This window comes from Kosakonia oryzendophytica (assembly GCF_027886705.1).
Classification (GTDB): Bacteria; Pseudomonadota; Gammaproteobacteria; order Enterobacterales; family Enterobacteriaceae; genus Kosakonia; species Kosakonia oryzendophytica.
Genome location: NZ_CP115659.1, coordinates 805,615 through 831,563 on the forward strand (window position 1 = coordinate 805,615; position 25,949 = coordinate 831,563).

Consider the following 25,949-nt stretch of genomic DNA (forward strand, 5'->3'; position numbering starts at 1 on the left):
TAGCCCTTTAGTCTGTACGCACAAAATAACCAAGGGGCTTAATTATGAGCACAACTGACGATTCATTTTCTGTTACCTCTGAATCGCTGGCGATTCAAAAAACATCACTTAAAGATAAGTGGTGGCACATTATGGATACCTGGAAGGTAGGGATTATTCCACTGCCGTTATTCCTGCTGGCGGGTGCGTTGATTGCGATTGACTGTCTGGGCGGCAAGCTTCCCAGCGATATCGTGGTGATGGTCGCTACGCTGGCGTTCTTCGGCTTTGCCTGTGGTGAATTCGGTAAGCGTTTGCCGATCATCGGTAAGCTGGGCGCTGCGGCGATTTGCGCAACCTTTATTCCTTCGGCGATGGTCTATTACGGTCTGCTGCCGGACGTGGTCGTGGAATCTACCACCAAGTTCTATAAATCCACCAACATCCTCTATCTCTATATCTGCTGCATCATTGTCGGCAGCATCATGAGCATGAACCGCACCACCCTGATTCAGGGTTTCCTGCGTATCTTCTTCCCGATGCTGTGCGGTGAAATTGTTGGCATGCTGGTAGGCATGGGCGTTGGCCTGATGCTCGGTATGGAACCGTTCCAGATCTTCTTCTTTATTATTCTGCCGATCATGGCCGGTGGTGTGGGTGAAGGGGCGATTCCGCTCTCTATTGGTTACGCCACGCTGCTGCATATGGATCAGGGTGTTGCACTGGGTCGTGTACTGCCAATGGTAATGCTGGGTGGCCTGACTGCCATCATTATCTCTGGTTGTCTGAACCAGCTCGGTAAACGCTTCCCACATTTGACCGGTGAAGGCCAACTGATGCCTAACCGCAGCAACGGTGATGAACAGGCTCCGGCGGCACCGGCATTCTCCGGCAAAACCGATGTGACCACTATTGCAGCTGGCGCACTGTTGGCAGTACTGCTGTACATGATCGGCATGCTTGGCCACAAACTGATTGGCCTGCCTGCACCGGTCGGCATGCTGTTTGTTGCTGTCCTGATCAAGCTGGTACATGGCGTTTCTCCGCGCCTGCTGGAAGGCTCTCAGGTGGTGTACAAATTCTTCCAGACCTCGGTCACCTATCCGATTCTCTTCGCGGTTGGCGTGGCGATCACGCCGTGGGAAGAACTGGTTCACGCTTTCACCATCGACAACTTGCTGGTGATCGTGAGTACCGTTTCCGCACTGGTTACGACTGGCTTCTTCGTGGGTAAAAAGATTGGCATGCATCCTATTGATGTGGCCATCGTTTCCTGCTGCCAGAGCGGTCAGGGCGGGACAGGGGATGTTGCCATCCTGACGGCGGGTAACCGCATGAGCCTGATGCCGTTTGCACAGATTGCGACCCGTATTGGCGGCGCGATCAACGTGTCGGTGTCACTGCTGGTCCTTGGCAATTTCCTCGTTTGATTAAGCATTACAGGAACTGATATGAAACTCGCAAGCTTTGTCCATCAGGGGATCCGTAGCTACGGCATCGTCAAGGCTGATGGCGTCATCAATCTGGGTAAGCGCCTGGGCGATCGTTACGGTGATTTGAAATCACTGCTCGCGGCCAACGCGCTGAACGAGGCACAGCAGTTTGTCGGTGAAGCACCGGAACTCCGCTTCGATGATCTCGATTTTCTGCCCGTGATCGATAACCCCGGCAAAATTCTCTGTGTTGGCATGAACTACGCCGAAAAACGCAAAGAATTTGATCAGCACAACCCGGCACCGACGCTGTTTGTCCGCTTTGCCGACTCGCAGACCGGGCATAACGCACCGGTGCTTAAACCGCGTCACTCCAGCGAATTCGACTACGAAGGCGAACTGGCGGTGATCATGGGTAAAGGTGGTGAAAATATTTCCCGCGAGACGGCGTTAAGTCATGTGGCGGGTTATAGCTGCTATATGGATGGTTCCGCACGTGACTGGCAGCACACCTGGTTTACCGCAGGCAAAAACTGGCGGCAGACAGGCGCGTTTGGCCCGTGGATGACCACCGCGGATGAGATCCCGGATCCGCATGCGCTTGCTATCCGTACCTGGCTGAATGGCCGTATGGTGCAGGACGACAACACCGCCAGCATGATCCATAAGGTGGCCGAGCTTATCGAGTACATCAGTACCTTCACCAGCCTGACGCCAGGCGACGTCATCATCACCGGTTCACCGGGCGGCGTCGGCAAAAAGCGTAACCCGCCGCTGTTCATGAAAGCGGGCGATCGCATTGAAGTGGAAATCGAGAATATCGGTCACCTCAGCAATGTGATTATCGATGCGCCAGCGCATGCGCTGACGGCGGCGCACTAAGGACGAAGGCAACACCATGCAAGCACGACCCCCCATCGACTTCCGCGTAGCGGAAGTCAACGGCAATACTCAACGGCTGGCCTCTATCCGCACGTTGCTCGCTGACAGCGGCTTAGGTATGGACCACGATATCACCACTTTCGTTGAAGCCTGGTCGGGAAACCGACTGGTGGGTTGTGCGGGCCTGGCCGACAACGTCATCAAGTGCGTGGCAGTAGATGAAGAGATGCGCGGTGAGAACCTCAGCGCGCAACTCCTGGCAGAAGTTGAACACCTGGCGCTGGCGCGCGGCCACTTTCATCTGTTTCTGTGCACTCGCCCCTGTAACCGGGAGCGCTTTCAGCACAGCGGATTCTGGCCTGTTGCGCAGAGCGGCAATAATGCCATTCTGATGGAAAACACGCCGTCAGGGATTCAGCGCTATTGCCGCACGTTGCAGGCAGATCGCATGCCGGGAAAGCGTATTGGCGCGATTGTGATGAACGCCAATCCTTTTACCCTTGGGCATCGCCATCTGGTCGAGCAGGCTGCGCAGGCGTGCGACTGGCTGCACCTGTTTGTGGTGCGTGAAGACGCTTCGTTCTTTCCCTTTGCCGCACGCTTAAAAATGGTGAAAGCAGGCGTGTCGCATTTGGCGAACGTCACCGTGCATGAAGGCTCTCAGTACATTATTTCCCGCGCCACCTTCCCGGCCTACTTCCTGAAAGAGACCGGCAAAGTGCAGCAGGCGTGGAGCGAAATCGATCTGCTTATCTTCCGCAATTATATCGCCCCGGCGCTGGGGATTACCCACCGCTTTATCGGCAGCGAGCCGTTTTGCGATATCACCCGCCAGTACAACCAAACCATGCATCAGCTGCTGGCAGGCGTCGTGGAGGTGGTGGAAATTCCGCGCATTAAAGCCACCGGCAATGCCATCTCCGCCTCGGAAGTGCGCCGTTTACTCAAAACACACCAGTTTTCCCGCATTCGGGAAATCGTACCGGATACCACTTTCGCGCACCTTGAATCCCATTACAGCGCGGAAGTCGCTTAAAAATCAGGAATGTCATTATGAAAATTGTGAGGGAGGCGCTGGCCGGGACCATGGAGTCCAGCGACCTGATGGTGAAAATAGCCCCGACTGCGGGCGAGCTGGAAGTCGTTGTGCACAGCGAAGTGATTAAGCAGTTTGGCGATCAAATCCGCCAGGTGGTCAATGCCACGTTACGCGCGATGGACGTCCATCAGGGGCTGGTGATTATTGAAGATAAAGGTGCGCTGGATTGCGTTATTCGCGCCCGTCTGCAAAGCGCTATCCTGCGTGCCGCTGAAGGCACTGAAATTGACTGGGGGAAACTGCTGTGAAAAAACTTCGTCGTAGCATGCTGTTTCTGCCAGGCGCTAACGCCGCCATGCTCTCCACCGCGTTTATCTACCGCCCGGATTCAATCATGTTCGATCTGGAAGACGCTGTCGCTTTGCGTGAAAAAGACACGGCGCGTCTGCTGGTATTTCATGCGCTGCAACACCCGATGTACCAGGACATTGAAACCGTGGTGCGCATTAACCCACTGAACACGCCGTTCGGTTTGCCGGACCTGGAAGCCGTCGTTCGCGCCGGGGTGGATGTGGTGCGCTTACCGAAGACCGACACTCCGGAAGATATCTACGAACTGGAACGCCATCTGGAACGCATTGAGCTGGCGTGCGGCCGCGAAGTGGGCTCCACACGTGTGATGGCGGCAATTGAGTCCGCTATCGGCGTTATCAATGCTGTGGCCATTGCCCGTAGTTCTCAACGTTTGATCGGTATTGCGCTGGCGGCGTTTGACTATGTGATGGATATGCAAACCGAACGTGGCGACGGCACTGAGCTGTTCTACGCGCGTTGCGCCGTACTGCATGCTGCCCGCGCCGCCGGTATTGATGCCTTTGACGTGGTGTGGTCAGACGTGAATGACGAAGCCGGTTTCCTGCGTGAAGTCGACCTGATCCGCAAAATGGGCTTTAACGGTAAGTCGTTGATTAACCCGCGTCAGATCGACCTGCTGCACAACGCCTATGCCCCCACCCAGCAGGAAGTTGACCATGCTAAACGGGTTATCGAAGCGGCGGAAGAGGGTGAACGCAACGGCCTTGGTGTTGTATCGCTGAACGGCAAAATGATCGACGCCCCCATTATTAATCACGCGCAGATGGTGCTGGAACGTGCGGCTGCGTCCGGCGTGCGTCATTAAGGACAGAACAATGAATCAAACAGAGCTTCTTCACGTTAATTTCCCCCATCTGCGTGATTTAAAACCCTTTGAGAGCGCCCATGCCGCCACGCCGTGGCTGGCGGACGTTAACAGCAAACATACGCGTAAACTCTGCGCCACGCTGGAAGATGCCATTGCCCGCAGCGGCCTGAAAGACGGTATGACGATCTCTTTCCATCATGCGTTTCGCGAAGGCGACCGCGTGATCAATAACGTGGTGGCGACGTTGGCACGTCTGGGTTTTAAAAACCTGACGCTGGCCTCCAGTTCACTGATGACCTGTAACGATGCGCTGATCGAGCATATTCAGAATGGCGTGATCACCCGGATTTATACCTCCGGTATGCGCGGCAAGCTGGCAGATGCTATCTCCCACGGGCTGATGGACGAACCGGTACAAATTCACTCCCACGGTGGTCGCGTGAAATTGTTGCAGGACGGTGAGCTGAACATCGATGTCGCTTTCCTTGGCGTACCGTGCAGCGACGAATTTGGTAATGCCAACGGTACGCAGGGCAAATCGTCCTGCGGCTCGTTGGGTTACGCGATGGTGGATGCGCAGTTCGCCAAAAAAGTGGTGTTGCTGACCGAAGAGCTGGTGCCGTTCCCGAATATGCCGGCAAGCCTCAGTCAGAATCAGGTGGATCTGATCGTTCAGGTGGAGAGCGTTGGTGATCTGGCCAAAATCAGCGTGGGTGCAGCCCGTGTGACCAGTAACCCGCGTGAACTGATGATCGCCCGTTATGCCGCCGATGTGATTGAACACTCCGGCTATTTCAAAGACGGCTTCTCCATGCAGACGGGGTCCGGTGCGGCGTCCACCGCAGCGACCCGCTTTATGGAAGAGAAAATGGAGCGCCACGGTGTGAAAGCCCGTTTTGCGCTTGGCGGTATCACCGGTAGCCTGGTGGATCTGCATGAAAAAGGGTTAATCGAAAAACTGCTGGATACCCAGTGCTTTGACAGCGAAGCGGCGGCATCACTGCGTCGTAACCCGAACCATGTGGAAATCTCCACCAACGTCTACGCCAACCCCGGTGGTAAAGCGGCAAGCTGCGATCAACTGGATGTGGTGATCCTCAGCGCGCTGGAAATTGACGTCGATTTTAACGTTAACGTAATTACTGGTTCCGATGGTGTGATGCGTGGCGCGTCCGGTGGTCACTGTGATGTGGCTGCAGCGGCAAACCTGACCATTGTGGTTGCGCCTCTGCTGCGTAGCCGTATCCCGACCGTGGTAAAACGGGTAACCACACTGCTGACACCAGGGGAAAGCATCGATGTGCTGGTGACCGACCACGGAATTGCCGTTAACCCGGCGCGCCCGGAAATTCGCGAACGCCTGCTGGCGGCCGGACTGAAAATCGTGGATATCGACGCGCTTTATCAACGTGCCATCTCCCTTACCGGTGAACCGAAACCGATCGCCTTTACCGACCGTATCGTCGGGGTGATCCGCTACCGCGACGGCAGCGTGATTGACGTTGTCCGTCAGGTTAAAGAGGAAAATCAATGACCACACTGACGCCCGTGAGAGCGGGCGTCAGCCTTGAAGCGCTGCTGGCGGCGAAAGATAGCCGCGCGGCGCGTCAGGCTGACTGGCTCGCTCACTATCAACAACCGGTTATTTCGCTGACGCTGGTGACGCCCGGCGCGGTTAAAGACAGTATCCGCTATCGCAATACCATGGGGGTGGCGTTGCAAGCCTGCGACCAGTTGCTGTGGCAGCATCGCTGGAACGTGCTGGACAGACAGGTGCTGTGGTTGCCAACCGGCGCAGAAGCCTTGTGGTGCGTGGCGCATCCGGCGGTGGAAATCAAAGCTTGCTGCGTGGAGATGGAGCAAACGCATCCGCTGGGTAGATTGTGGGATTTTGATGTTTTTTGCCCGGACAACGGACAAGTTGGCCGACATTCGCTGGATCTGAACACGCGCCGCTGCCTGGTATGCGACGAGCCTGCACACGGCTGCGCACGCTCTCGTCGCCATCCGGTTGAGGATGTGGTCGGGCGTGTAGAGAGATTGATTGATGGCTGGTTTGCTCGCGACTAACCCCCAACAAGACGATGTGCCCACGCTTGCCGCGCGGGCGTTGCGTATTGAACTGGATTTAACCCCGAAACCGGGGCTGGTGGACAGAGCGAATACCGGCTCGCACCAGGATATGGACCACGCTCTGTTTGTGAAGAGCATTGCGGCTATCACGCCCTGGTTTTCCGCGTTTATGCAGGCTGGGCAAGCACATGCCCATAAACCCGCCAGCGAGCAGTTACGCCTGTTACGACCTCAGGGCATCGCCTGTGAACAGGCCATGCTCAGCGCCACAAACGGGGTGAATACCCATAAAGGCGGCATCTTTTCGCTGGGGTTGTTATGTTTCGCTGCCGGGCGCTTGCAGGGGCAAAACCGAGTGGTTAGCGCTGATGCATTGTGCCGTCAGGTCAGTGAAATTTGTCGTGGCCTGGTGGCGCGTGAGCTGATGGCGCGACCGCAAGCAGCCACCGCTGGTGAGAAGCAATTTCATGCCTATGGCCTGACCGGGGCTCGCGGAGAAGTTGAACAGGGCTTTATCACCGTTCGACGCGCGGTATTGCCGTTCTGGCATCAGGAACAAGGGGAGCGCCGCTTGCACAACGCGCTGCTGCGCCTGATGGCCGCCAACGCCGACAGCAATCTGGTATCGCGTGGGGGTATGGCAGGGCTGCGTTATGTACAGGATTATGCGGCCGCATTGCTGGCGACCTCGTGGAATAGCGATTCCCTGCGGGAAATGGATAATGCGTTGATGGCGAGGCGCTTAAGCCCCGGCGGTAGCGCGGACTTACTGGCCGTCGCGTATGTGCTGGCATCGCTCCCTTAAGCTGTTTTTGCCGGAGGAATAGGGCGAGGCCATCATCCGGCAACAGGCCAATAAAAAACCCGGCGCTCAGGCCGGGTTTTTTGTCTTACGCTTTTTGCGCGACGCCTGCCGGTTCGCGCACGTGTTTGTACTTAAACATCGTGATGAACGCGAACGCCAGTACCAGCGAATAACCGGCGAAAATCAACCATACGGTTTTCCAGTCGGTCACGCCTGCAGTGGTGTAAATCTCCACCACTTTACCGCTCACCATACCGCCGAGGATGCAACCGAAACCGTTGGTCATCATCAGCAGCATACCCTGTGCACTGGCGCGGATGGCCGGGCTGACTTCTTTCTCCACAAATACGGAGCCAGAGATGTTGAAGAAGTCGAATGCACAGCCGTACACGATCATCGACAGCACCAGCAGTACGGTGCCGAACGGTGTCGGGTCGCCGAAGGCGAACAGGCCAAAACGCAGCACCCAGGCGAAGATACTGATCATCATGACGTTCTTAATGCCGTAGCGGCTCATAAAGAACGGAATAGCCAGGATGAAGGCGGTTTCGGAAATCTGCGAAATCGACATCATGACCGAGGCATGGGTCACGATAAAGCTGTTGGCAAACAGCGGGTTAGCATCGAAACTGTGCAGGAAGGTGTTGCCGAACATGTTGGTGATCTGCAACTCGGCGCCCAGCAGCATCGAGAAGATAAAGAAAATCGCCATGCGCTTGTTTTTAAACAGCGCAAACGCGTTCAGGCCGAGCATTTCCACCCAGGTCTGTTTCTCTTTGCTTTTTGCCACCGGAATGTGCGGTAACGTCAGAGAGATCAGGCTCAGCAGCAGCGACAGCGCAGCGCCGATATAGAGCTGCATATGGCTCAGTTCGAAACCTGAGAAGCTCACCGCCCACATTGCCAGGATAAAGCCAATGGTGCCCCAGATACGAATTGGCGGGAACTCTGTCACGATGTCGTGACCGGCGGATTGCAAACGGAAGTAGGAGATGGTGTTTACCAGGCCCAGCGTTGGCATATAGGCCAGCGAGTTGAGCAGAATAATGGCAAACATAGCCCCCGGCGTCGTCACGCCTGCGGCGATAAACAGCGTGATCGCCCCGACCAGGTGGCAAAGGGCGTAAACCCATTTTGCACTCAGCCATTTATCCGCAATGATACCGAGCAGCGTTGGCATCAGCAGAGAGGCAATACCCAGCGAGCTGTAAACGGCGCCGATTTCCGCACCCTCAAATTTCAGGGTGACGAACATATAAGAGCCAAGTGTAGTCAGCCAGCTACCCCACAGGCAGAACTGCAGAAAGATAATGACTTTCAGCTGCAGCTTAAGATTCATGCTAATTTCCTCACAAAGGAGACGGTTAGGTGTTGGAATGGGCACAATTGCTTTTGTTATGTGTCAGGATTCTATCATCGACGGCGTGGTGAATTTGTTACGCCCGACATAAAAATGCAAACTTCCTCTGATTGCAATTCCATATGGTGACGTATGTCACAATTTTACGCAACCGTTTGCATCTCTCAAAGGTAACGCTTATGCCTCTTTCCGCGTGATGCGTGAAAGAGGCATAAGGTGAAGGGAGTTAATTGCGGCGGTATGTCTTCTGCGCCGTATTCACTTTATAGAGGTAACGGCGGGATTCCGCGGACGGATGGCGGCTGGTCAGGGTTTCGTAAACATCCCCCGGCGTCATGCTGTTAATGATATTTGCCGCCTGCACCTTATCACTGGAGAAGACGCGCAACACGCTACCTGCGCCGCCGTTATAGGCGGTGATCACCGCATAACGGCGTGATGTTGGGTTAGTGATGCCGGAAAGATAAATATTGTTCAGCATCGCCAGGTAGGCAGTACCGGTATCAATGTTGCTTTGCGGATCAAAGAGATAGTTTCTGTCCGGTGTACCGGATTTCCCCTGCGCACGGAACACATCTTTCCCGGCGCTGTGCTGCACGACCTGCATCAATCCCAGCGCATCGGAACGGCTGACCGCATACGGGTTAAATGAGGATTCGGTTTGCATAATCGCCAGAATCAGTGACTCTTCCACGCCATATTTGCGTGCCGCCTGGCGTACCATACCCACGTATTTGTGCGCACGCTTATCGAGGTGGTTTGGCACCAGATTGATGGTGACGCTGTAGATCACGCGTAAACCGTTGCTGCGGCTTTTCATGCGAGTTTGCAGCAAATAATCGGCAAAGCGCACAGCGCGCCACTGCCAGCGAATGGCTTCGCCGTTGTTATCCAGCACCTGGCCATACAAGAACGGTTCTTTGGAGATGGGGATATCGTCAACGTCGGAGTAGAGGTCGATAGAGCCGGGGTCGTCGCCCATCAGCAGGGTTTTGATGATCGCCTGGCGCAGATGTGCGGCCGGTTCGGTACCGGCAATGGTTTCAACAGTGATTGTCCCGGCGTCGAAGTTAATATGGCTTCGCGTCTGGTACTGGTCGGTGTATTTAACGTAGTCCTTCGGCCCTGCAATAAGGACTTCGTTAAACCCCCATAAATTCTCAATATTATGGGCAAACTGCCCCATCAAAATGTCAAAACCGTTGGTGTCTTTGATCCAGGCTTCGTTATAGTCTTCGCCTGCTTTTTTAGAGCTGGAACACGAAATCAGCAACGGCGCAATCAGGGCGAGCGCTAAAAATTTTTTCATCATTCCGGGATGCAGTTGTGTTGGTTTAACCGCGCCAGTGACGCTCGCTTGCGGGCAATGTCTTCCCATGATTTAGCGACATTGCCAGCCGTGGTGAGCGTGCAGACGCTTATTTTTTTTCTGGCGGCGTATAGCCTTCAATGTGCACATCTTTGCCTTCGAAAAGGAAATTCACCATCTCCTCTTCCAGCAACTTGCGGTGCTCCGCATTCATCATGTTGAGTTTTTTCTCGTTGATCAGCATGGTTTGTTTCTGCTGCCACTGCTTCCAGGCCTCTTTTGAGATCTCGTTATAAATACGTTTACCCAGATCGCCCGGATAGAGCTGGAAGTCTTGTCCTTCTGCTTCGCGTTGCAGGAAGGTACAAAAAATGGTTCTGCTCATAAGTCATCCTCTTTCATGCGCCAGCGCTATAAAGCGCCTGCGCGTAATTGCTGTATCAGGCGTTCCACTGGGGCCGCCAGACCGACCGACGGCGGTTGCGCTAAGTTATACCAAAGACCCGCGCCTTCATCCATGCAAGACGAGAGCGAGGACACATCAAGCCACATAGGCACAATATCCAGATGGAAATGGCTAAACGTATGGCGAAATGCTACCCGTTGGCTGAGATTATCCGCAGGAATGCTTCTTTGCGCCAGCCAGTCACGCAGGGCGGCTTCATCACTGAACTGCGGAAAACAGAACAAACCGCCCCACAGACCGCTTGGTGGGCGCTGTTCAAGATAGACCTCACCTTCGTGCTGCATCAACAGGAAGTAACCGGTGCGTTCAGGAAGCGTCTGTTTCGGCTTTTTACCCGGATACTGCGCCCATGAATGGGCGGCATACGCCTCGCAACCGGTTTGCAGCGGGCAGAGCTCGCACTTCGGTTTTGAGCGCGTACAGACGATTGCGCCGAGATCCATCATCGCCTGGTTAAAACGCTCTACGCCATGGGCTGGCGTCACCTGGGCGCTCAAATCCCACAGGCGTTTTTCCACGTCCTTTTTGCCCGGCCAGCCCTCCACGGCATAGCAGCGCGCCAGCACGCGTTTTACGTTACCGTCAAGAATAGGAAAGTGTTTGCCCAGCGACAAAGAGAGAATCGCACCTGCCGTTGAGCGACCAACGCCTGGCAGGGCGGCAACCTCGTCAAACGTTTCAGGAAAATAACCGCCGTGCCGGTTAGCCACCTGCTGCGCGGCTTTGTGCAGATTGCGGGCGCGGGCGTAGTAACCGAGACCGGTCCACAGATGCAGTACTTCATCCAGCGGCGCGTTCGCCAGATCGGTTACCGTGGGGAAGCGCGCCATAAATCGCTGGAAATAGGGAATAACGGTTGCGACCTGTGTTTGTTGCAACATCACTTCCGACAGCCATACTTTGTAAGGCGTTTTTTCAATTTGCCAGGGCAGAGTTTTTCGCCCGTATTTGTCGTACCAGTCCAGAACCTGGGCTGAAAATTGAGACGCTTGCATGGTCACCAGAATCGCGTTATCAGGGGCCAAGATTGCAGCACAGCGGCGGCAGACTGTAAACCGGAACTTTCCGGTGCTTGCATCGTGCGATGAACTTTGGATAATGCCCGTTTCCTGAACACTCTCACAAGCAGAAAACTTTATGAATAACGACGTCATTTCACCGGAATTTGATGAAAACGGTCGCCCGCTGCGCCGAATTCGCAGCTTTGTCCGTCGCCAGGGCCGCCTGACTAAAGGGCAGCAGCACGCGCTGGAAAACTACTGGCCGGTGATGGGCGTTGAGTTCACTGAACAGCCGCTGGATTTTGCCGCGCTGTTTGGCCGCACCGCGCCGGTGACGTTGGAGATCGGTTTCGGCATGGGCGCTTCGCTGGTGGAGATGGCGAAAATCCGCCCGGAGCAGAATTTCCTCGGTATTGAAGTGCATTCGCCGGGCGTTGGCGCGTGCCTCTCTTCCGCTCACGAAGAGGGCGTGGAAAACCTGCGGGTGATGTGCCATGACGCGGTAGAAGTGCTGCACAAAATGATCCCTGACAATTCGTTAAATATGGTGCAGCTCTTTTTTCCTGACCCGTGGCATAAAGCGCGTCATAATAAACGCCGCATCGTTCAGGTACCGTTTGCTGAACTGGTGAAAAGTAAGCTGAAACCCGGCGGCGTGTTTCATATGGCGACCGATTGGGAAGCCTATGCGCAACATATGCTCGAGGTCATGTCTTCTATTGATGGGTATAAAAACCTGTCGGCGACGAGTGATTATGTGCCGCGCCCCGAGTCGCGCCCGGTGACGAAATTTGAACAGCGTGGCCATCGTCTTGGTCACGGCGTATGGGACTTAATGTTCGAGAGGGTGAAATAATGGCAACAAACCGCAGCCGTCGCTTGCGTAAAAAAATGCATATCGACGAATTCCAGGAACTGGGTTTCTCCGTCGCGTGGCGTTTCCCGGAAGGCACCAGTGAAGAGCAAATCGATAAAACCGTCGATGATTTTATTCAGGAAGTGATTGAGCCGAACAAACTGGCGTTTGACGGCAGCGGTTACCTGGCCTGGGACGGGCTGATTTGTCTGCAAGAAGTGGGCAAGTGCACCGAAGAGCACCAGGCCATCGTGCGTAAATGGCTTGAGGACCGCAAACTGGATGAGGTGCGCATCAGCGAACTTTTCGACGTTTGGTGGGACTAAGCATGCATAAGGGGCCAGCATTAGCTGGCCCGTTTTGTCTCTACAGGAGTTTTTTTATGATGCGCAAAACGCTGCTAGCGGCAACGCTGGTGTTTACCGCTTTTGCCGCTCAGGCGGATTATCAATGTAGCGTGACCCCACGTGACGATGTGATCCTCAGCCCGCAATCCGTGCAGGTAAAAGGGGAGAACGGCAATCTGGTGATTACGCCGGATGGCAATGTCATGTTCAACGGTAAGCAGCCTTCGCTGAGTGCTGCTCAGCGTGAACAGGCGAAAGATTATCAGGCCGATCTGCGTCATGCGCTGCCGTGGATTGATGAAGGCGCACGCAGCCGTGTGGAGAAAGGCCGTACGGCACTGGATAAAATCATCGTTAAAGAAGTTGGCGAGAGCAGCAGCATGCGCAGTCGTCTGACCAAACTGGACGCGCAACTGAAAGAGCAGATGAATCGCATTATTGAGCACCGTAGTGACGGGCTCACGTTCCACTATAAAGCGATTGATGAGGTGCGTGCCAACGGTCAGCAACTGGTGAATCAGGCGATGGGCGGTATTTTGCAGGACAGTATTAATGAGATGGGTGCCAAAGCGGTGCTAAAAGGCGGCGGTAATCCATTACAGGGTGTGTTGGGTAGCCTTGGTGGTTTACAGACTGCTATCCAGAATGAGTGGAATAACCAGGAAGCGGATTTCCAGCAATTTGGCAAAGATGTGTGCCAGCGTGTGGTGTCGTTGGAAGAGAGCCGCAAAGCGTTAACAGCGGGTCTGAAGTAATCTTTCCCCTCACCCTAACCCTCTCCCCAAAGGGGAGAGGGGACTATTTGGTGCCGATTTTCTCCCCCGAGGATAGAGGAGACTGTCTGGTGCGGGTTTTTCCCCAAAGGGGAGAGGGGACTGTCTGGTGCGGGTTTCTCCCCAAAGGGGAGAGGGACTGTCTGGTGCGGGTTTTTCCCCAAAGGGGAGAGGGACTGTCTGGTGCAGGTTTTTCTCTCGGGGGGAAGAGGGGACCGTCAGGTGCGGATTTTCTGCCTGGGGACGGGCTGTCAGCGCTGTTTTTCTCCCTCTCCCTTCCAGGGAGAGGGCCGGGGTGAGGGTAAAAGCACCTGCAATACGTCCAGAATTCTCATCATCACCCCTTCCTCATTCCTCGCCAGCTCATTATTCCAGAAACGCAGCACCTTCCAGCCCTCAGCTTCCAGCCAGCGTGTTCTGCGGTTATCGTATCCACGTTGTTCTTCATGTTGCCCACCATCCAGTTCAATAACCAGACGAGCCTCGCAGCACGCGAAATCGACGATCCACGGGCCAATCGGATGCTGGCGACGGAACTTATAACAGGCAAAACGACGGCTACGTAATTGTCGCCACAGTTGGCGCTCCTGTGGCGTTAATGCTTTGCGAAGGGCGCGGGCATGGGTGATCTTTTCCACCCCGCCATTCTGTCAGCGCTCTCCTTGCGCTAACAGAACGTGATGAGCGTTTTGCGAACCGTTTTCCAGAGAGATTACTCAGCAAGGAAAAGCTCAAGTAGCGAGTTTAAAAACAGCTTGCCGTGCTCGGTTATCTGCCAGTAGTCATCACACTCGGTCAGATAATTGAGCGCCAGCGCGCGATCCAACTGGGCACGGATCGTACTTTCGCTTAAGCCGGTATAACGAGAGAACTCAGCGCGCGGTGCGGGCTCAAGCAGGCGGAAACGGTTCATAAAGAACTCGAACGGTTTGTCCGCTGTTTCCACGTCGTGCTGCTTATCCAGATAGTTTCCCTGCATATAACCGCGGGGATGGCGCGTCTTCGCGGTTCGCAGAATGCGCCCGTCCGGGAAGGTCACTTTGCCGTGCGCGCCGCAGCCAATGCCCAGATAGTCGCCAAAACGCCAGTAATTGAGATTGTGCTCGCACTGATAACCCGGTTTGGCATAGGCCGAGGTTTCATATTGCTGATACCCGGCAGCAGTGAGAATCTGATGGCCTTGCTCAAAAATATCCCACAGCGCATCGTCATCCGGCAGGACCGGCGGGCGAGAGCCAAATAGCGTATTGGGCTCGATGGTAAGCTGATACCAGGAGAGGTGCGGCGGGTTAAGCGCAATGGCCTGGCGCAGATCGTCCAGCGCCTCTTCCAGCGACTGATCCGGTAAACCGTGCATTAAATCGAGATTAAAGCTGCGCAATCCCAGCCCACAGGCCAGGTGCGCCGTCCGTTTGGCTTCTTCCGGGCCGTGGATACGTCCAAGGCGCTGGAGTTTGGTTTCGCTAAAGCTCTGCACACCAATGGAGATACGGTTGACACCAGCGCGCTGGTAGTCGACGAAGCGATTCGCTTCGACGGTGCCAGGATTGGCCTCCATGGTGATTTCCGCATCGGCAGCCAGCGGAAGCCTGGCACGCACGCCATCCAGCAACGTTTGCATCGCCGGGCCGGACAACAGGCTCGGCGTGCCGCCGCCAATAAAAATGGTCTTTATTTCTCGCCCCTGCGCCAGGGGAACATCGGCATCCAGATCGCACAGCAGATGCTGCACATAGTCATCGTGCGGGACTTCCCCTTTGAGCGCATGGGAATTGAAATCGCAGTACGGGCATTTCTGCACGCACCAGGGAATGTGAATATAAAGGCTCAGAGGTGGCAAATCAGCCATTACGTAATGCTTCCAGTAACAGTTTCAACGCCTGTCCACGGTGGGAAATGGCGCTTTTTTCTTCGCGGGTCAGTTCCGCAGCGGTTTTGCCCTCGGAAGGGACAAAGAACACCGGATCGTAGCCAAAACCGCCGTTACCCTCAGGCTGGCGGGCAATAACGCCCGGCCAGGTACCGTGGCACACCAGCGGAGTCGGATCCTCTGCATGGCGCATATAAACCAGTACACAGTGAAATTGTGCCTGACGTTGAGCATCCGGGACATCTTTCAGGGCTTCAAGGAGCTTTTCGAGGTTCATCTGATCGCTGGCGTCAACACCGGAATAGCGTGCGGAATAGATACCCGGCGCGCCGCCAAGTGCGTCAACCGCCAACCCGGAGTCATCGGCAATGGCCGGTAAGCCAGTAAGTTGTGCCGCGTGGCGGGCTTTCAGGATCGCGTTTTCAATAAACGTCAGCCCGGTTTCTTCTGCTGAGTCTACGCCCAGTGTGGTTTGCGCTACCACATCAAGGCCGAAATCATTGAGCAGCGAGGCAAGCTCGCGCACTTTACCGGCATTACCGGTAGCGAGGACAACTTTTTGCATAGCGGATCCTAATTTATCAGCGCCGCGACTTCCGTCGGGATCTGTTGCGGATGAGTGATTTTAATGTGTTTGTGGCGGCCCAGTTCGCCTTTTTCAATCACGACCTGGTTTTTGGCTACGCGGAACTGCTTTGCGAGATATTTAACCAGGTGAGCATTGGCCTGGCCGTCCACTGGCGGGGCGGTGATGGCGACCTTCAGTTCGTCGCCATGCAACCCGATGATACTGTCCCGGCTGGCTTTCGGCTGAATGTACAGCCGCAAAATCAGCCCGTCTTCGCAAACGAGCACGGCACTCATGGCGCCATCCACACCCCTGCAAGCAAGATATTGCCTGTGGATTGCAGCACTTCGGCAACCCCCATATTGATGACATACAGTAGCAGCACCAGCACCATTGGCGAGAAATCGATCCCGCCCATTGCCGGCAGCAGGTTACGGATTGGGCGCAGCAACGGTTCGGTCAACTGCATTAACGCGTATTCCACCGGGCTACGTCCCTGGCTGATCCAGCTCATAATCGCCATCACCAGCAATACCCAGAAAATCATCAGGCCGACGGTTTTCAGTAAAATCAGCAGGGCGGAGATCCAGATAATCGGCTGGAAGGTCACCACCATAAACATCATGATCGCTTTGATAAAGCTCAGAACAAAGGCTATCAACAGCGATGCGCTGTCAATCGGCCCAAGCGACGGCAGAATGCGGCGCAGCGGCCCGACAATCGGCTGCGTGGCTTTCACCACGAACTGCGAAAACGGATTGTAAAAATCGCAGCGAGCCCACTGCATCCAGACGCGCAACAGCAGAACCATCGTATAGAGTTCAATGACCGTCGAGAGCAGGAAAGTCAACGTCTTCATGGCGTTCCTCAGTTTTCCTTAATTTTTTGTGTAATCGCGCGCACCAAAAATGGCCGTTCCGATGCGCACCATGGTACTGCCAGCCGCAATGGCGGCGGCCATATCGTCTGTCATGCCCAACGACAGCGTATCCACCGTTGGATAGCGGGTTTTCAGCGTCTCAAATGCTACCGCCATTTGCTGCGCGACGGCAAACTGTCGCTGATACTCCGTTTCCGGCGCAGGAATTGCCATCAACCCGCGCAGGCGGATGCCCGGTAATTCCACAACCTGCGCCGCCAGCGCATCCAACTCGCTGAGCGCGATGCCGGATTTGCTCTGCTCGTCGCTGATGTTGATTTGAATCAGCACGTTCAGTGGTGCAAGCGTTGCCGGACGCTGCTCACTTAACCGACTGGCAATACGCAGCCGATCGACGGTATGGCACCAGTCAAAATGCTCGGCAACCAGACGACTTTTATTGGACTGTAATGGACCGATAAAGTGCCATTGCAGACCTTCAACGCCAGCTTCCTGAAAATGGCGGATTTTATCCACCCCTTCCTGAACATAGTTTTCGCCAAAGGCACGTTGCCCGGCGTCAATAGCCTCTGCGATGGCGCTCGCAGGTTTGGTTTTGCTCACGGCAAGTAAAACAACTTCCTCTGGAGCACGGCCGCAGTTCGTCGCCGCAGCGGAGATTTTGTCCCGGACATGTGCCAGGTTATGCGCGATATCGTTCATGATTCCAGGGTGGCTATATGGATATAGAAAAAATAGTGGAGCTTAGTGTAAAGCATAACGTCTCGGATCTACACCTGTGCAGTGGGCGTTCTCCACGCTGGCGGCAACAAGGGCGGCTGGAGCCTGCGCCTTTTCCCTGTCCGGACATCGCTGCACTCATGAACAGGCATCTTAGCGAAATGCTGCAAAACCAGTGGCGAGAGCAAGGGCAGGTGGATTTTGCACTCACCACTGCCAGCGGTCTGCGTTTGCGCGCCGGGGCGTTTGCCCGTCATGACGGTGTCTCCCTGGCGCTGCGGTTATTACCGCAACGCTGCCCGCAGCTCAACGAACTTGATGCGCCCCAGGCGCTTACCGGGTTGCTCGCGCAGGAGCATGGTTTGATTCTGGTGACCGGTGCTACTGGCAGCGGTAAATCAACAACGCTTGCTGCAATGGTAAATCACCTTAATCAACGCATGGACGGGCATATCGTGACGCTGGAAGATCCGATTGAGTTTGTACATACCAGCGAGCGGTGCTTAATCCAGCAGCGGGAGGTTGGTCTGCACTGCCGGTCATTTGCCAGCGGGTTGCGCGCGGCATTGCGTGAGGATCCGGATGTGATCCTGCTTGGTGAGTTGCGCGACAGTGAGACGATCCGGCTGGCGTTAACAGCAGCGGAGACCGGGCATCTGGTGCTGGCGACGCTGCATACGCGCGGTGCGGCACAGGCCGTGGAGCGGCTGGTGGATGCTTTCCCGGCGCAGGAAAAAGACCCGGTGCGCAGCCAGCTTGCCGGGAGTTTACTGGCAGTGCTGGCGCAAAAACTGGAAGCCGATAAACAGGCGGGGCGGGTCGCGCTGTTTGAACTGTTGGTGAATACCTCTGCATCGGCGAACTTGATCCGTGAAGGCAAGACTCACCAACTGCCCGGCGTAATGCAAACCGGGCAGCAAGCGGGGATGCTGACATTTGCGCAAAGCCGGCAGCAGCGCGAACAGGCGGGGCGGCTTTAGCTTACGTTCAGAGAGTAAATCGCCGGGAGTGCACCTGCTGTGGCGAGGATCTCTAACCGGATGCTTGTCACCGTGAGCGGTTCGTCCAGACAGTGCTGACACACGGAGTGGTGATTCGCTTTAACCTCAGCCAGCAACCGATCATCGGCCCACAAGCGGTAGTGTGTAATGCAGTGCGGCGTTACAGCATAAGGGTGACCCATTTGTACCGACTCCATGGCGTTGTCGAAGTCGTTGTCCTGCACCAGCGTTAGCTGTTTCAGGGACTGCGGCGTAGGCCAGCGCCAGATGATTTCAGGCGTATTGTCATTTGCAGCCGGGCTCCAGGCATTGATTTGCTGCTCAGGGCGCAGGCGGCCATTCAGAACATTTTGCGCCCCCCAGTATGCCAACGGCTGGCTGACTTGCAGGGCGGGCATGATCTGTTGCGGATGACGGCGCGGTAACCAGAAGTCGAACTCGTCCACGCCGTAATCACCGTCCGCTACCTGGCGAGTATGCTTCGCCACGCGGGCATTCAGACTGTTAAACACCGTCATCATTCCAGGCAGATGCGTGTCGGTCAAGGCGATCTCCACGCTATCCCGGGCGTCAAAAGCGAGGAACAGGTACTGGTCACGGGCGCTTTGCCAGTTAAACGTTAGTGCATACTCACCTTCGCCAGGCGAAAGTTGCAGTATGCACTCATCATACTGCTCGTCCGGTGTGAAATTCCCGGCGCGTTTGCTGCCCAAAAGCGATACCGCCAGTTGCTGCGGGGTAGTGGAGCGCAGGTGCAGCGTAATCTTCGGCAATGATGCGCCTGCCTGCACCGGTAGCAGCAGCGCCATCCGTTCCGCCAGCGGCTGCCATTGACCATTCGGTGCAAGCTCCGTGAGTTGGTACTCACTGCTAGCGCTGACCGTCGCACCCTGTGCCGGATCGCTCAGCCAGTGACGCGGAATGTAGCAGCCATTACGCTGCAACTGCTGCTGTAGCGCGGTGACATGCTCTGGCCTGGCCAGTTCCCTCGGAGTGAGATTATGCGTCTTGCACAGGGCGGCGGCGCGGCCAACCACTTCGCCCAGCAGACCGCAGGTGCACATTACGCGTGCACTGCCAAAGGCCACATGAGAGGCGGAAATCAACCGTCCGGTTAGCAGCAAATTACCCAGCGTGCGGCTGTAAAGGCTACGAAATGGAATAGTGTAAGTACCTTTACTGTGGAACTGACGGCAGCCGTCATGGGTGCTGTAGACGCCATCCGCCGGGTGTAAATCAATAGACCAGCCGCCGTAGGCAACGGCGTCATAGTGATCCCGTTGCTCAATAATGTCCTGCTGGCAGAGCAGGTGGTCGCCCATAAAGCGGCGGCTTTCCCGTTTGCCGGGGATCGCGCCGACCCACTCAATGGTCATATTCTCAGCCTCAGGAAACTGACCCGAATTCTTAATATGATCCCAAACGCCCCAGACGATTTTCCATAGCTCCCATTTGATCTCTTCACTTTCATGCACGGTATCGAGACGTCCGCCCCATTCCAGCCACCAGAGATCGCAGCCGTTAAGGGTTGAGGTGAGGCGTTTGTAACGCGGGATGTCGGTAATGTCTTTCAGCGCAAAAGACGGCGGGATGAAATTGACCGGGCCAGCTGTTTGTTTGGTATAGAAATAAATCGAGTGACCCAGTTTATGACCAAAGTTATCGCCTGGTGCCATCTTTTCATCCAACTCATCCGCATCTTCTGCACCCTCCCGATATTCTGCCCCGGCAAGAAAACCCAGCACGCCATCGCCCGTGGCATCGCAAAACTGTTCTGCGCTGACGATATAAAACGTTTCGTTAATCGGGTTAAAGGCGCTGACCTGCGTGATGCGCTGCTGCTCTTTTTCCACCTCGTAGACGGCTGTATTCAGCAAAAGCGTGAGACCTTGCTGAGTTTTCGCCAGATCCAGCAGCACCAGGTCGAACATTACCGGGTTACCCTCTTTGTTACGCCAGAGGTTCTCCTCCATGATTTCGCCCATAATGCCTCCTTCGCGCGCCCAGCGGTTATTATTTCCCATATGCGAAGTCGCACCATTGGCCCACAGGCGAACCTCACTGGAGGCATTGCCGCCCAGCACCGGCCGGTCCTGGATCAGTACAACCTGTAAGCCGTCACGTGCGGCGGCGAGGGCCGCGCATAGCCCTGCCAGTCCGCCGCCTGCGACCAGCAGGTCGGCATGCAGGTATTGTGTCGGAAAACATCTGGCGGCGGATTGGGGAAAGATTTTCATAACCTTGTATCCTTCTTTACTGGCGGTAAAATCGACTCTTTGAGCAACCTGAGAAGCGAACCCTGCTATGTCTTCACAACCGAACCAAAGCCTGATCGACGGTATTCGCTGCCTGCAGTACCTGGTGTCCAGCGGCCGTGCTATTGGCTGTCGCGAGCTGGCGCGCCTGATGGGGATCAACACCACCCGCGTAAACCGGTTATTGATGACCATGGCCTCTATCGGCCTGACCATGCAGGATGCTCAACGACGCTATCTACCAGGCCCTGGTATTCACGCACTGGCCGCCCAGGCTATTCGCGGATCGGCGCTGTTCTCCCATGCACTCCCCTTGTTAGAACGCTACGCCCCGAAAGATATCGTGGTCGCAATGGCCGTGCTGTGGGAGGACCAGGTTATTTACATCTATCACTCCGAACCCGGTAGCCAGGTTAGCCAGGCGCTGGCCGGTTTCCATATGCTCCCTGCCTGGCAATCCGTGATTGGCATGTCACTGCTGGCGGCGGAAAGCGATGACGATTTGCAAAAACGCTTTACCGATGAGCAATGGCGGCAACTTGGCCCACACGTTGCTCAGCAGCGCGAGCAGGGGCATGTTGTCTGGCGCCATGACGATGGTGAAATTTCTATGGCGCAGCCTCTCGGCGCTCACTCTGCCGCACTGGCGTTTGCCGGAATGTGGCAGATAAACGAAGCTGTGGTGGAAACGCGCCTGGAGGAACTTCACTCTCTGGTGAATCGTCTGACGGAAAAGCCCTGATCGCCACTCACACTGTTTGATATGTTTCTTTTATAGAAACACTGATGGAAATGCAAAAAATACGGGCTAAATTTGTGAGCACGATCGGCAGAAAGCCGCGGCTGATGCGCGGCTTGATGAGGGGGAAAACGTTATCGACGGCGGAATCCGCCCCTGAGAGGATCAGAGGTTCTGTTCGAACCAGCTTTCGAGGATGATGACGGCGGAAGCGGAATCCACACTGCCTTTATTGAGGGCGCGAAATCCCCCACGCTCAAACAGCCCTGAACGGGCTTCGACGGTGCTGAGCCGTTCATCATGCAGTTTGATCTGCACGCCGAAACGGCCATGTATCTTATTGGCAAAGTTACGCGCTCTGGCCGTCAGCGGCTGCTCTGTGCCGTCCATATTTAGCGGTAAACCGACGATCACTGCTTCAGGTTGCCACTCTTTTAACAGCTTTTCGATGGCGCTCCAGTTCGGTGTGCCGTCCTGCGCTTTCAGTGCGGTCAGCGCCCTGGCGGTGCCAGTAATGCGCTGCCCAATGGCTACGCCAATGCTTTTAGTACCAAAATCAAAGGCTAACAGCGTTCCACTCATCAGGCGTGCCCCGCAACACCCGGCATGGTGGAGATATCAATGCCGATAAGTTTTGCCGCTTCACGCCAGCGATCGGCAATAGGCGTTTTAAACAAAATATTAAGATCCGCCGGGGCGGTCAGCCACGCATTATCGAGGATCTCCTGCTCCAGTTGCCCTTTTTCCCAGGATGAATAGCCCAACGCGACCAGCACTTCACTTGGCTGCTCTGCTGTGCCCAGTGTTTCAAGGACATCACGCGAGGTGGTCACGACGGTGTTGTCAGAGACACGGATGCTGGAGGCGAAACTGGCGGGTGGCGTGTGCAGTATAAAACCACGATCTTCCGCCAGCGGGCCGCCGAGCAGCACCGGTTTATCCAGACGGATCGACGGATCGCGAGACTCTGGCTGGATTTTGAGTTTTTCCAGCACACCATCTACTTTCAGGTTTTCCAGCGGCTTGTTGATAACAAGCCCCATTGCGCCTTCATCGTTGTACTCGCAAATATAAACCACGGAGCGCCGGAAGAGGGGATCCTGAAGAGCAGGCATGGCAATAAGAAAGTGATGCTGTAAATTCATTGTCAGAGGTTCTGTTTCCTGGTTCAAAAAAGCGACAGTCTAGTATGCGGTGAAAGCAGAATGCTGTCACTAGCCAAACCTGGCAGGATACGGGTTCCTTCCCGTATCCGGAGCATTGAGGCTTATTTTCCCAGACGTTTCTCGATGGCGTCCATCAGCATGCCGGTGATCGAGATCGGGAATTCAGCTTCAATTTCACGTACGCAGGTCGGGCTGGTGACGTTAATTTCAGTCAGACGATCGCCGATAATATCCAGGCCGACAAAAATCAGCCCTTTTGCTTTCAGCGTCGGGGCGACTTTACGGGCAATCGCCCAGTCGCTTTCGCTCAGTGGGCGAGGTTCGCCGCGACCGCCGGCCGCCAGGTTGCCACGGGTTTCACCACCTTGCGGGATGCGCGCCAGGCAGTAAGGTACTGGCTCGCCATCCACAACCAGCACGCGTTTATCGCCATCTTTAATGGCCGGCAGATAGTTCTGCGCCATGCAGTAACGATTGCCCAGTTCGGTCAGGGTTTCGGCAATCACCGACAGGTTTGGATCGCCTTCTTTCACGCGGAAAATCGAGGTGCCGCCCATCCCATCCAGCGGTTTGAGAATAATGTCGCCGTGTTTCTGCCAGAACGCTTTCAACTGCGCTTTGTTGCGGGTAACCAGCGTTTCCGGAGTTAATTCCGCGAACCAGGCGGTGAACAGTTTTTCGTTACAGTCACGCAGACTCTGCGGTTTGTTGACGATCAGCGTGCCTTTCTCTTCAGCACGTTCAAGGATATAGGTCGCGTAAATATATTCGGTATCGAACGGCGGATCCTTGCGCATCAGAATGGTACCCAGATCGGCGAGCGGAATATCCTGCTCGCTGCCAAATTCGTACCATTTGTCGTAGTTTTGCTCGACGGAAAGCTTACGGGTGCGTGCGCGGGCTTCGCCATTGATCAGGTAGAGATCGGCCATTTCCATATAGTGCAGCTCATAGCCGCGGCGCTGTGCTTCCAGCAGCATGGCGAAGCTGGTGTCTTTTTTAATGTTAATGTCTGCGATGGGATCCATCACGATGCCGAGCTTAATCATTTTGCTTCTCCTCTCAACCCAGGTCGCCAAAGCGTACCTGAAGCGCGGTGATGGCGGTAAGCGCCGTGGTCTCTGTGCGTAGTACGCGTGGCCCTAACAAAATATCCGTGAACTGATAGCGCGCGGTCATGGCAATCTCATCGGCGGTTAACCCGCCCTCCGGACCAATCAGCAGCCGCACACGTTCCACTGGCAACGGCAGGGTATTGATACTTTGGCTGGCGCGCGGATGCAGGTTCAGCTTCAGGCCGGTATCCTCTTCGGCGCACCAGGCTTCCAGATCCATTGCCGGGCGGATTTCCGGAACGCGGTTACGTCCGCATTGCTCGCAAGCGGCAATGGCAATCTTCTGCCACTGCTGAAGCTTTTTGCTCAGGCGTTCAGCATCCAGTTTAACGCCGCAGCGTTCAGAAAAAAGTGGCGTAATGAGGCTTACCCCAAGCTCAATGGATTTCTGGATGGTGAATTCCATTTTTTCCCCGCGGGACATCACCTGTCCGAGGTGGATATGCACCGGCGATTCCCGATCGTCCAACTCGCCGCGAAGCACATTCACCCGCACGCTTTTTTTGTCCGCATGGACGATTTCCGCCTCGAAGACCTGGTTCGAACCATCAAATAACTGAAGCGCCTGGCCTGGCCCCATACGCAGCACGCGACCGACATGGTTGGCTGCGTCTTCACTGAGTGCGATTTCGCAGCCAGGCAGGATGCGTTCCGGATGATGAATGCGGGGAATGCGCATAGTATGAAATTCCATGTGTGGGGCGGCGCGGTCTATCCCCTCCGCCATTGAAGGGGAGGGGCGCGCCTGCAAATAAATAATTGCCGCTAGTGTAGGTTAGCTCTTTCGCGCCATGCAAGCGCGCTGCACATACGGATTATGGTTACCCTGTACGTTGGCGATGCGTGCATCGCGTTCGCACTCCCAGTCGGTCACCGGGTACTGTTTATCCCAGGCGGTAAACAACTGCGTTTGCTGGCGTGAAAGCGAAATTTGATACTGATCGCGCATATAGAAATAGGTGCGGGCAATCGCGCCGCGGGCGCGGGCCGGCGGTTCGGCGAGTTTGGCTTTGAAATCGATTTTCATGCTGCACTGGCCGTACTGACCTTCACCACCGTTCCACTGACTGTACATAAAATTGCCGCGATCGCCGTTCACCTCGCCTACGGCGGGTTGCAGGTTATGCATATCGCTTTCGATTTTGCGGTACACCGGATCTTTCGCGCAGTTCTGCCGTCCACCATCCTGCCAGCACTGGCGCTGGTGGCCGAACTGCCAGGCGGGCATGACATGCTCCCACTCGATACGGCTGGCGCGATTTTCGTTCTTCCGCACTTGATAGCCGCAGGAGGCGAGATCAACCACGCCTTTTTTCCCCTGCCAGTTAATTTTACACCCGCAGTAGAAGTCCCCTGGCGCATCGGCGTTCACTTTAACGCCTGCTGCTTTGGCTTGGGCAAAACTGTTGATCCCGTCTGCGGCGAGTGCAGGAACGGCAATAAGAGTCAATAAAAGTGAGAAAAGACGAAACATGGCGAACTCCCTGTCAAAACGAGTCCGCAACGTAACGGAAGGCGTTGCCTGATGCAATCAGTAAGAGCAGAAAACTTCTTAATGGATTCAGTTACTCGCGTCGGCAATCAGCGGCTCGCCGCAGCGAACACAACGGTAAACCGCTTCGCCACGTACCACCCGGTTATGTCTGCGCACGGTTAACTGATGCTGCTGGCATTTGCAGCGGTAGGGAAAAGTATTGCGCCGTACGGATTCCAGCTCGAATTGATGAGTGCGTCTGGCGGGGACGCCCAATACGCTCTCCATCATCCATTTCCACTCTTTGCCATGAGGCGCGACACGGCCAAAGTGTTTCCACACCAGCAGATGCGCCAGTTCGTGAGGAACCACCTCGTCAATAAATGCCTGTTCATTTTCCAGTAATAACACCGGATTAAGCCGGATTTCGTAATCCGCCAGCCAGGCGGTACCGGCGGCCGTGCCGCGCTGTTGATAAATCAGTTTAGGTTCCGGGTAATTGCGCCCCAGTTTTTGGTTTGCCTGGGCGAGTTTTTCTCGCAGGCTGCGCATGACGGCTTGTTGCGTGGCAATGGGAAGGCGGGGTGTTTTCATAGTTGCAGAGCATAGGATGGGCGAAGCGGGAGTGCAAGGGGAAGGGAAGGCTTCCTCCGGG

30 protein-coding genes are annotated in these 25,949 nt (G+C 55.4%); 13 read left to right on the forward strand and 17 right to left on the reverse strand.

All coding sequences use genetic code 11. The features are described 5' to 3' along the window. The first annotated feature begins 44 nt into the window (after positions 1 to 44). From O9K67_RS03890 to citG, 8 genes are read left to right on the forward strand one after another with little or no spacing between them, the layout of a single operon-like run. Positions 45 to 1,409, forward strand: coding sequence for a 2-hydroxycarboxylate transporter family protein (locus tag O9K67_RS03890; RefSeq protein ID WP_061493190.1), 1,365 nt, complete (start codon positions 45 to 47; stop codon positions 1,407 to 1,409). A 21-nt stretch (positions 1,410 to 1,430) separates the two neighbouring features. Further along, positions 1,431 to 2,294, forward strand: a complete 864-nt coding sequence (locus O9K67_RS03895) for a fumarylacetoacetate hydrolase family protein (protein ID WP_061493191.1) — start codon at positions 1,431 to 1,433, stop codon at positions 2,292 to 2,294. A gap of 16 nt (positions 2,295 to 2,310) precedes the next feature. After that, complete coding sequence (gene citC / locus O9K67_RS03900) at positions 2,311 to 3,330, forward strand: [citrate (pro-3S)-lyase] ligase (protein WP_061493192.1); 1,020 nt, start codon at positions 2,311 to 2,313, stop codon at positions 3,328 to 3,330. A gap of 17 nt (positions 3,331 to 3,347) precedes the next feature. After that, the gene (gene citD / locus O9K67_RS03905; protein WP_061493193.1) at positions 3,348 to 3,641 is read left to right on the forward strand and encodes a citrate lyase acyl carrier protein; all 294 of its coding nucleotides are present in this window, start codon (positions 3,348 to 3,350) and stop codon (positions 3,639 to 3,641) included. Continuing rightward, positions 3,638 to 4,513, forward strand: coding sequence for a citrate (pro-3S)-lyase subunit beta (gene citE / locus O9K67_RS03910; RefSeq protein WP_061493194.1), 876 nt, complete (start codon positions 3,638 to 3,640; stop codon positions 4,511 to 4,513). The genes citD and citE overlap by 4 nt, the downstream gene beginning before the upstream one ends. Before the next feature lie 10 nt (positions 4,514 to 4,523). After that, the gene (gene citF / locus O9K67_RS03915) at positions 4,524 to 6,050 is read left to right on the forward strand and encodes a citrate lyase subunit alpha (RefSeq protein WP_061493195.1); all 1,527 of its coding nucleotides are present in this window, start codon (positions 4,524 to 4,526) and stop codon (positions 6,048 to 6,050) included. After that, the gene (gene citX / locus O9K67_RS03920) at positions 6,047 to 6,586 is read left to right on the forward strand and encodes a citrate lyase holo-[acyl-carrier protein] synthase (protein WP_061493196.1); all 540 of its coding nucleotides are present in this window, start codon (positions 6,047 to 6,049) and stop codon (positions 6,584 to 6,586) included. Before citF ends, citX begins: the two co-directional genes overlap by 4 nt. Then, a complete protein-coding gene (gene citG / locus O9K67_RS03925) occupies positions 6,564 to 7,394 on the forward strand; it encodes a triphosphoribosyl-dephospho-CoA synthase CitG (RefSeq protein ID WP_061493197.1) in 831 nt (276 codons plus the stop codon). Before citX ends, citG begins: the two co-directional genes overlap by 23 nt. An 85-nt stretch (positions 7,395 to 7,479) precedes the next feature. Here the strand turns inward: citG and O9K67_RS03930 are convergent, their stop codons facing one another. The 4 genes from O9K67_RS03930 to mutY form a co-directional block, all read right to left on the reverse strand. After that, a complete protein-coding gene (locus O9K67_RS03930; RefSeq protein WP_061493198.1) occupies positions 7,480 to 8,733 on the reverse strand; it encodes a nucleoside permease in 1,254 nt (417 codons plus the stop codon). A gap of 247 nt (positions 8,734 to 8,980) precedes the next feature. Continuing rightward, positions 8,981 to 10,063, reverse strand: coding sequence for a membrane-bound lytic murein transglycosylase MltC (gene mltC, locus O9K67_RS03935; RefSeq protein ID WP_061493199.1), 1,083 nt, complete (start codon positions 10,061 to 10,063; stop codon positions 8,981 to 8,983). Positions 10,064 to 10,172: 109 nt separating this feature from the next. Next, entirely contained in the window at positions 10,173 to 10,448 is a 276-nt protein-coding gene (locus O9K67_RS03940; RefSeq protein ID WP_061493200.1) for an oxidative damage protection protein, read from the reverse strand. Positions 10,449 to 10,474: 26 nt separating this feature from the next. Further along, entirely contained in the window at positions 10,475 to 11,530 is a 1,056-nt protein-coding gene (gene mutY / locus O9K67_RS03945; RefSeq protein ID WP_271044659.1) for an A/G-specific adenine glycosylase, read from the reverse strand. A 136-nt stretch (positions 11,531 to 11,666) separates the two neighbouring features. Here mutY and trmB point away from each other — a divergent pair, with 136 nt between their 5' ends. From trmB to O9K67_RS03960, 3 genes are read left to right on the forward strand one after another with little or no spacing between them, the layout of a single operon-like run. Further along, positions 11,667 to 12,386, forward strand: a complete 720-nt coding sequence (trmB, locus tag O9K67_RS03950) for a tRNA (guanosine(46)-N7)-methyltransferase TrmB (protein WP_061493202.1) — start codon at positions 11,667 to 11,669, stop codon at positions 12,384 to 12,386. Next, on the forward strand, positions 12,386 to 12,712 hold the full coding sequence (locus O9K67_RS03955) for a YggL family protein (RefSeq protein WP_061493203.1): 327 nt from the start codon (positions 12,386 to 12,388) through the stop codon (positions 12,710 to 12,712). Before trmB ends, O9K67_RS03955 begins: the two co-directional genes overlap by 1 nt. 56 nt (positions 12,713 to 12,768) lie before the next feature. Continuing rightward, positions 12,769 to 13,488 (forward strand): YggN family protein, encoded by a 720-nt coding sequence (locus O9K67_RS03960; RefSeq protein ID WP_061493204.1) that lies wholly within the window; start codon positions 12,769 to 12,771, stop codon positions 13,486 to 13,488. Between the two features lie 269 nt (positions 13,489 to 13,757). Here O9K67_RS03960 and O9K67_RS03965 read toward each other — a convergent pair whose 3' ends face one another. The 6 genes from O9K67_RS03965 to O9K67_RS03990 form a co-directional block, all read right to left on the reverse strand. Continuing rightward, a complete protein-coding gene (locus O9K67_RS03965) occupies positions 13,758 to 14,144 on the reverse strand; it encodes an endonuclease domain-containing protein (protein ID WP_061493205.1) in 387 nt (128 codons plus the stop codon). 74 nt (positions 14,145 to 14,218) lie between these two features. Then, positions 14,219 to 15,355 carry a radical SAM family heme chaperone HemW gene (gene hemW / locus O9K67_RS03970; RefSeq protein ID WP_061493206.1) on the reverse strand — a complete coding sequence of 379 codons (1,137 nt, stop codon included), beginning with the start codon at positions 15,353 to 15,355 and terminating at the stop codon, positions 14,219 to 14,221. Then, positions 15,348 to 15,941: an XTP/dITP diphosphatase gene (locus O9K67_RS03975; protein WP_061493207.1), complete on the reverse strand. Its 594-nt coding sequence runs from the start codon at positions 15,939 to 15,941 to the stop codon at positions 15,348 to 15,350. The genes hemW and O9K67_RS03975 overlap by 8 nt, the downstream gene beginning before the upstream one ends. An 8-nt stretch (positions 15,942 to 15,949) precedes the next feature. Next, complete coding sequence (gene yggU / locus O9K67_RS03980) at positions 15,950 to 16,240, reverse strand: DUF167 family protein YggU (protein WP_061493208.1); 291 nt, start codon at positions 16,238 to 16,240, stop codon at positions 15,950 to 15,952. Next, positions 16,237 to 16,803: a YggT family protein gene (locus O9K67_RS03985; protein WP_061493209.1), complete on the reverse strand. Its 567-nt coding sequence runs from the start codon at positions 16,801 to 16,803 to the stop codon at positions 16,237 to 16,239. The genes yggU and O9K67_RS03985 overlap by 4 nt, the downstream gene beginning before the upstream one ends. Positions 16,804 to 16,821: 18 nt before the next feature. Next, entirely contained in the window at positions 16,822 to 17,526 is a 705-nt protein-coding gene (locus O9K67_RS03990; RefSeq protein ID WP_061493210.1) for a YggS family pyridoxal phosphate-dependent enzyme, read from the reverse strand. Positions 17,527 to 17,543: 17 nt separating this feature from the next. On the opposite strand from O9K67_RS03990, the gene O9K67_RS03995 reads away from it, so the two are divergent. Continuing rightward, on the forward strand, positions 17,544 to 18,524 hold the full coding sequence (locus O9K67_RS03995) for a type IV pilus twitching motility protein PilT (RefSeq protein ID WP_061493211.1): 981 nt from the start codon (positions 17,544 to 17,546) through the stop codon (positions 18,522 to 18,524). Here O9K67_RS03995 and O9K67_RS04000 read toward each other — a convergent pair. Further along, the gene (locus tag O9K67_RS04000; RefSeq protein WP_061493212.1) at positions 18,521 to 20,782 is read right to left on the reverse strand and encodes an FAD-dependent oxidoreductase; all 2,262 of its coding nucleotides are present in this window, start codon (positions 20,780 to 20,782) and stop codon (positions 18,521 to 18,523) included. The genes O9K67_RS03995 and O9K67_RS04000 overlap by 4 nt on opposite strands. A 67-nt stretch (positions 20,783 to 20,849) precedes the next feature. Between O9K67_RS04000 and O9K67_RS04005 the strand changes: the two genes are divergently transcribed. After that, positions 20,850 to 21,542, forward strand: a complete 693-nt coding sequence (locus O9K67_RS04005) for an IclR family transcriptional regulator domain-containing protein (protein ID WP_061493213.1) — start codon at positions 20,850 to 20,852, stop codon at positions 21,540 to 21,542. A 162-nt stretch (positions 21,543 to 21,704) separates the two neighbouring features. Here O9K67_RS04005 and ruvX read toward each other — a convergent pair whose 3' ends face one another. The 6 genes from ruvX to O9K67_RS04035 form a co-directional block, all read right to left on the reverse strand. Beyond that, positions 21,705 to 22,121: a Holliday junction resolvase RuvX gene (ruvX, locus tag O9K67_RS04010; RefSeq protein ID WP_061493214.1), complete on the reverse strand. Its 417-nt coding sequence runs from the start codon at positions 22,119 to 22,121 to the stop codon at positions 21,705 to 21,707. Beyond that, on the reverse strand, positions 22,121 to 22,684 hold the full coding sequence (locus O9K67_RS04015; protein WP_061493215.1) for a YqgE/AlgH family protein: 564 nt from the start codon (positions 22,682 to 22,684) through the stop codon (positions 22,121 to 22,123). Before O9K67_RS04015 ends, ruvX begins: the two co-directional genes overlap by 1 nt. Positions 22,685 to 22,806: 122 nt before the next feature. Beyond that, positions 22,807 to 23,754 carry a glutathione synthase gene (gshB, locus tag O9K67_RS04020; RefSeq protein ID WP_061493216.1) on the reverse strand — a complete coding sequence of 316 codons (948 nt, stop codon included), beginning with the start codon at positions 23,752 to 23,754 and terminating at the stop codon, positions 22,807 to 22,809. A 13-nt stretch (positions 23,755 to 23,767) separates the two neighbouring features. Then, positions 23,768 to 24,499, reverse strand: coding sequence for a 16S rRNA (uracil(1498)-N(3))-methyltransferase (gene rsmE / locus O9K67_RS04025; protein WP_061493217.1), 732 nt, complete (start codon positions 24,497 to 24,499; stop codon positions 23,768 to 23,770). Positions 24,500 to 24,595: 96 nt separating this feature from the next. After that, positions 24,596 to 25,294 carry a deoxyribonuclease I gene (gene endA, locus O9K67_RS04030; RefSeq protein ID WP_061493218.1) on the reverse strand — a complete coding sequence of 233 codons (699 nt, stop codon included), beginning with the start codon at positions 25,292 to 25,294 and terminating at the stop codon, positions 24,596 to 24,598. Positions 25,295 to 25,381: 87 nt separating this feature from the next. Further along, positions 25,382 to 25,888 carry a SprT family zinc-dependent metalloprotease gene (locus tag O9K67_RS04035; RefSeq protein ID WP_071889859.1) on the reverse strand — a complete coding sequence of 169 codons (507 nt, stop codon included), beginning with the start codon at positions 25,886 to 25,888 and terminating at the stop codon, positions 25,382 to 25,384. Positions 25,889 to 25,949 lie beyond the last annotated feature (61 nt).

Coding starts and splice junctions, on each gene's coding strand:
- O9K67_RS03890 (WP_061493190.1), top strand. CDS start 45: ATGAGCACAACTGACGATTCATTTTCTGTTACCTCTGAATCGCTGGCG.
- O9K67_RS03895 (WP_061493191.1), top strand. CDS start 1,431: ATGAAACTCGCAAGCTTTGTCCATCAGGGGATCCGTAGCTACGGCATC.
- citC (WP_061493192.1), top strand. CDS start 2,311: ATGCAAGCACGACCCCCCATCGACTTCCGCGTAGCGGAAGTCAACGGC.
- citD (WP_061493193.1), top strand. CDS start 3,348: ATGAAAATTGTGAGGGAGGCGCTGGCCGGGACCATGGAGTCCAGCGAC.
- citF (WP_061493195.1), top strand. CDS start 4,524: ATGAATCAAACAGAGCTTCTTCACGTTAATTTCCCCCATCTGCGTGAT.
- citX (WP_061493196.1), top strand. CDS start 6,047: ATGACCACACTGACGCCCGTGAGAGCGGGCGTCAGCCTTGAAGCGCTG.
- citG (WP_061493197.1), top strand. CDS start 6,564: ATGGCTGGTTTGCTCGCGACTAACCCCCAACAAGACGATGTGCCCACG.
- O9K67_RS03930 (WP_061493198.1), bottom strand. CDS start 8,733: ATGAATCTTAAGCTGCAGCTGAAAGTCATTATCTTTCTGCAGTTCTGC.
- mltC (WP_061493199.1), bottom strand. CDS start 10,063: ATGAAAAAATTTTTAGCGCTCGCCCTGATTGCGCCGTTGCTGATTTCG.
- O9K67_RS03940 (WP_061493200.1), bottom strand. CDS start 10,448: ATGAGCAGAACCATTTTTTGTACCTTCCTGCAACGCGAAGCAGAAGGA.
- trmB (WP_061493202.1), top strand. CDS start 11,667: ATGAATAACGACGTCATTTCACCGGAATTTGATGAAAACGGTCGCCCG.
- O9K67_RS03955 (WP_061493203.1), top strand. CDS start 12,386: ATGGCAACAAACCGCAGCCGTCGCTTGCGTAAAAAAATGCATATCGAC.
- O9K67_RS03960 (WP_061493204.1), top strand. CDS start 12,769: ATGATGCGCAAAACGCTGCTAGCGGCAACGCTGGTGTTTACCGCTTTT.
- hemW (WP_061493206.1), bottom strand. CDS start 15,355: ATGGCTGATTTGCCACCTCTGAGCCTTTATATTCACATTCCCTGGTGC.
- O9K67_RS03975 (WP_061493207.1), bottom strand. CDS start 15,941: ATGCAAAAAGTTGTCCTCGCTACCGGTAATGCCGGTAAAGTGCGCGAG.
- yggU (WP_061493208.1), bottom strand. CDS start 16,240: ATGAGTGCCGTGCTCGTTTGCGAAGACGGGCTGATTTTGCGGCTGTAC.
- O9K67_RS03985 (WP_061493209.1), bottom strand. CDS start 16,803: ATGAAGACGTTGACTTTCCTGCTCTCGACGGTCATTGAACTCTATACG.
- O9K67_RS03990 (WP_061493210.1), bottom strand. CDS start 17,526: ATGAACGATATCGCGCATAACCTGGCACATGTCCGGGACAAAATCTCC.
- O9K67_RS03995 (WP_061493211.1), top strand. CDS start 17,544: ATGGATATAGAAAAAATAGTGGAGCTTAGTGTAAAGCATAACGTCTCG.
- O9K67_RS04000 (WP_061493212.1), bottom strand. CDS start 20,782: ATGAAAATCTTTCCCCAATCCGCCGCCAGATGTTTTCCGACACAATAC.
- O9K67_RS04005 (WP_061493213.1), top strand. CDS start 20,850: ATGTCTTCACAACCGAACCAAAGCCTGATCGACGGTATTCGCTGCCTG.
- ruvX (WP_061493214.1), bottom strand. CDS start 22,121: ATGAGTGGAACGCTGTTAGCCTTTGATTTTGGTACTAAAAGCATTGGC.
- O9K67_RS04015 (WP_061493215.1), bottom strand. CDS start 22,684: ATGAATTTACAGCATCACTTTCTTATTGCCATGCCTGCTCTTCAGGAT.
- gshB (WP_061493216.1), bottom strand. CDS start 23,754: ATGATTAAGCTCGGCATCGTGATGGATCCCATCGCAGACATTAACATT.
- rsmE (WP_061493217.1), bottom strand. CDS start 24,499: ATGCGCATTCCCCGCATTCATCATCCGGAACGCATCCTGCCTGGCTGC.
- endA (WP_061493218.1), bottom strand. CDS start 25,294: ATGTTTCGTCTTTTCTCACTTTTATTGACTCTTATTGCCGTTCCTGCA.
- O9K67_RS04035 (WP_071889859.1), bottom strand. CDS start 25,888: ATGAAAACACCCCGCCTTCCCATTGCCACGCAACAAGCCGTCATGCGC.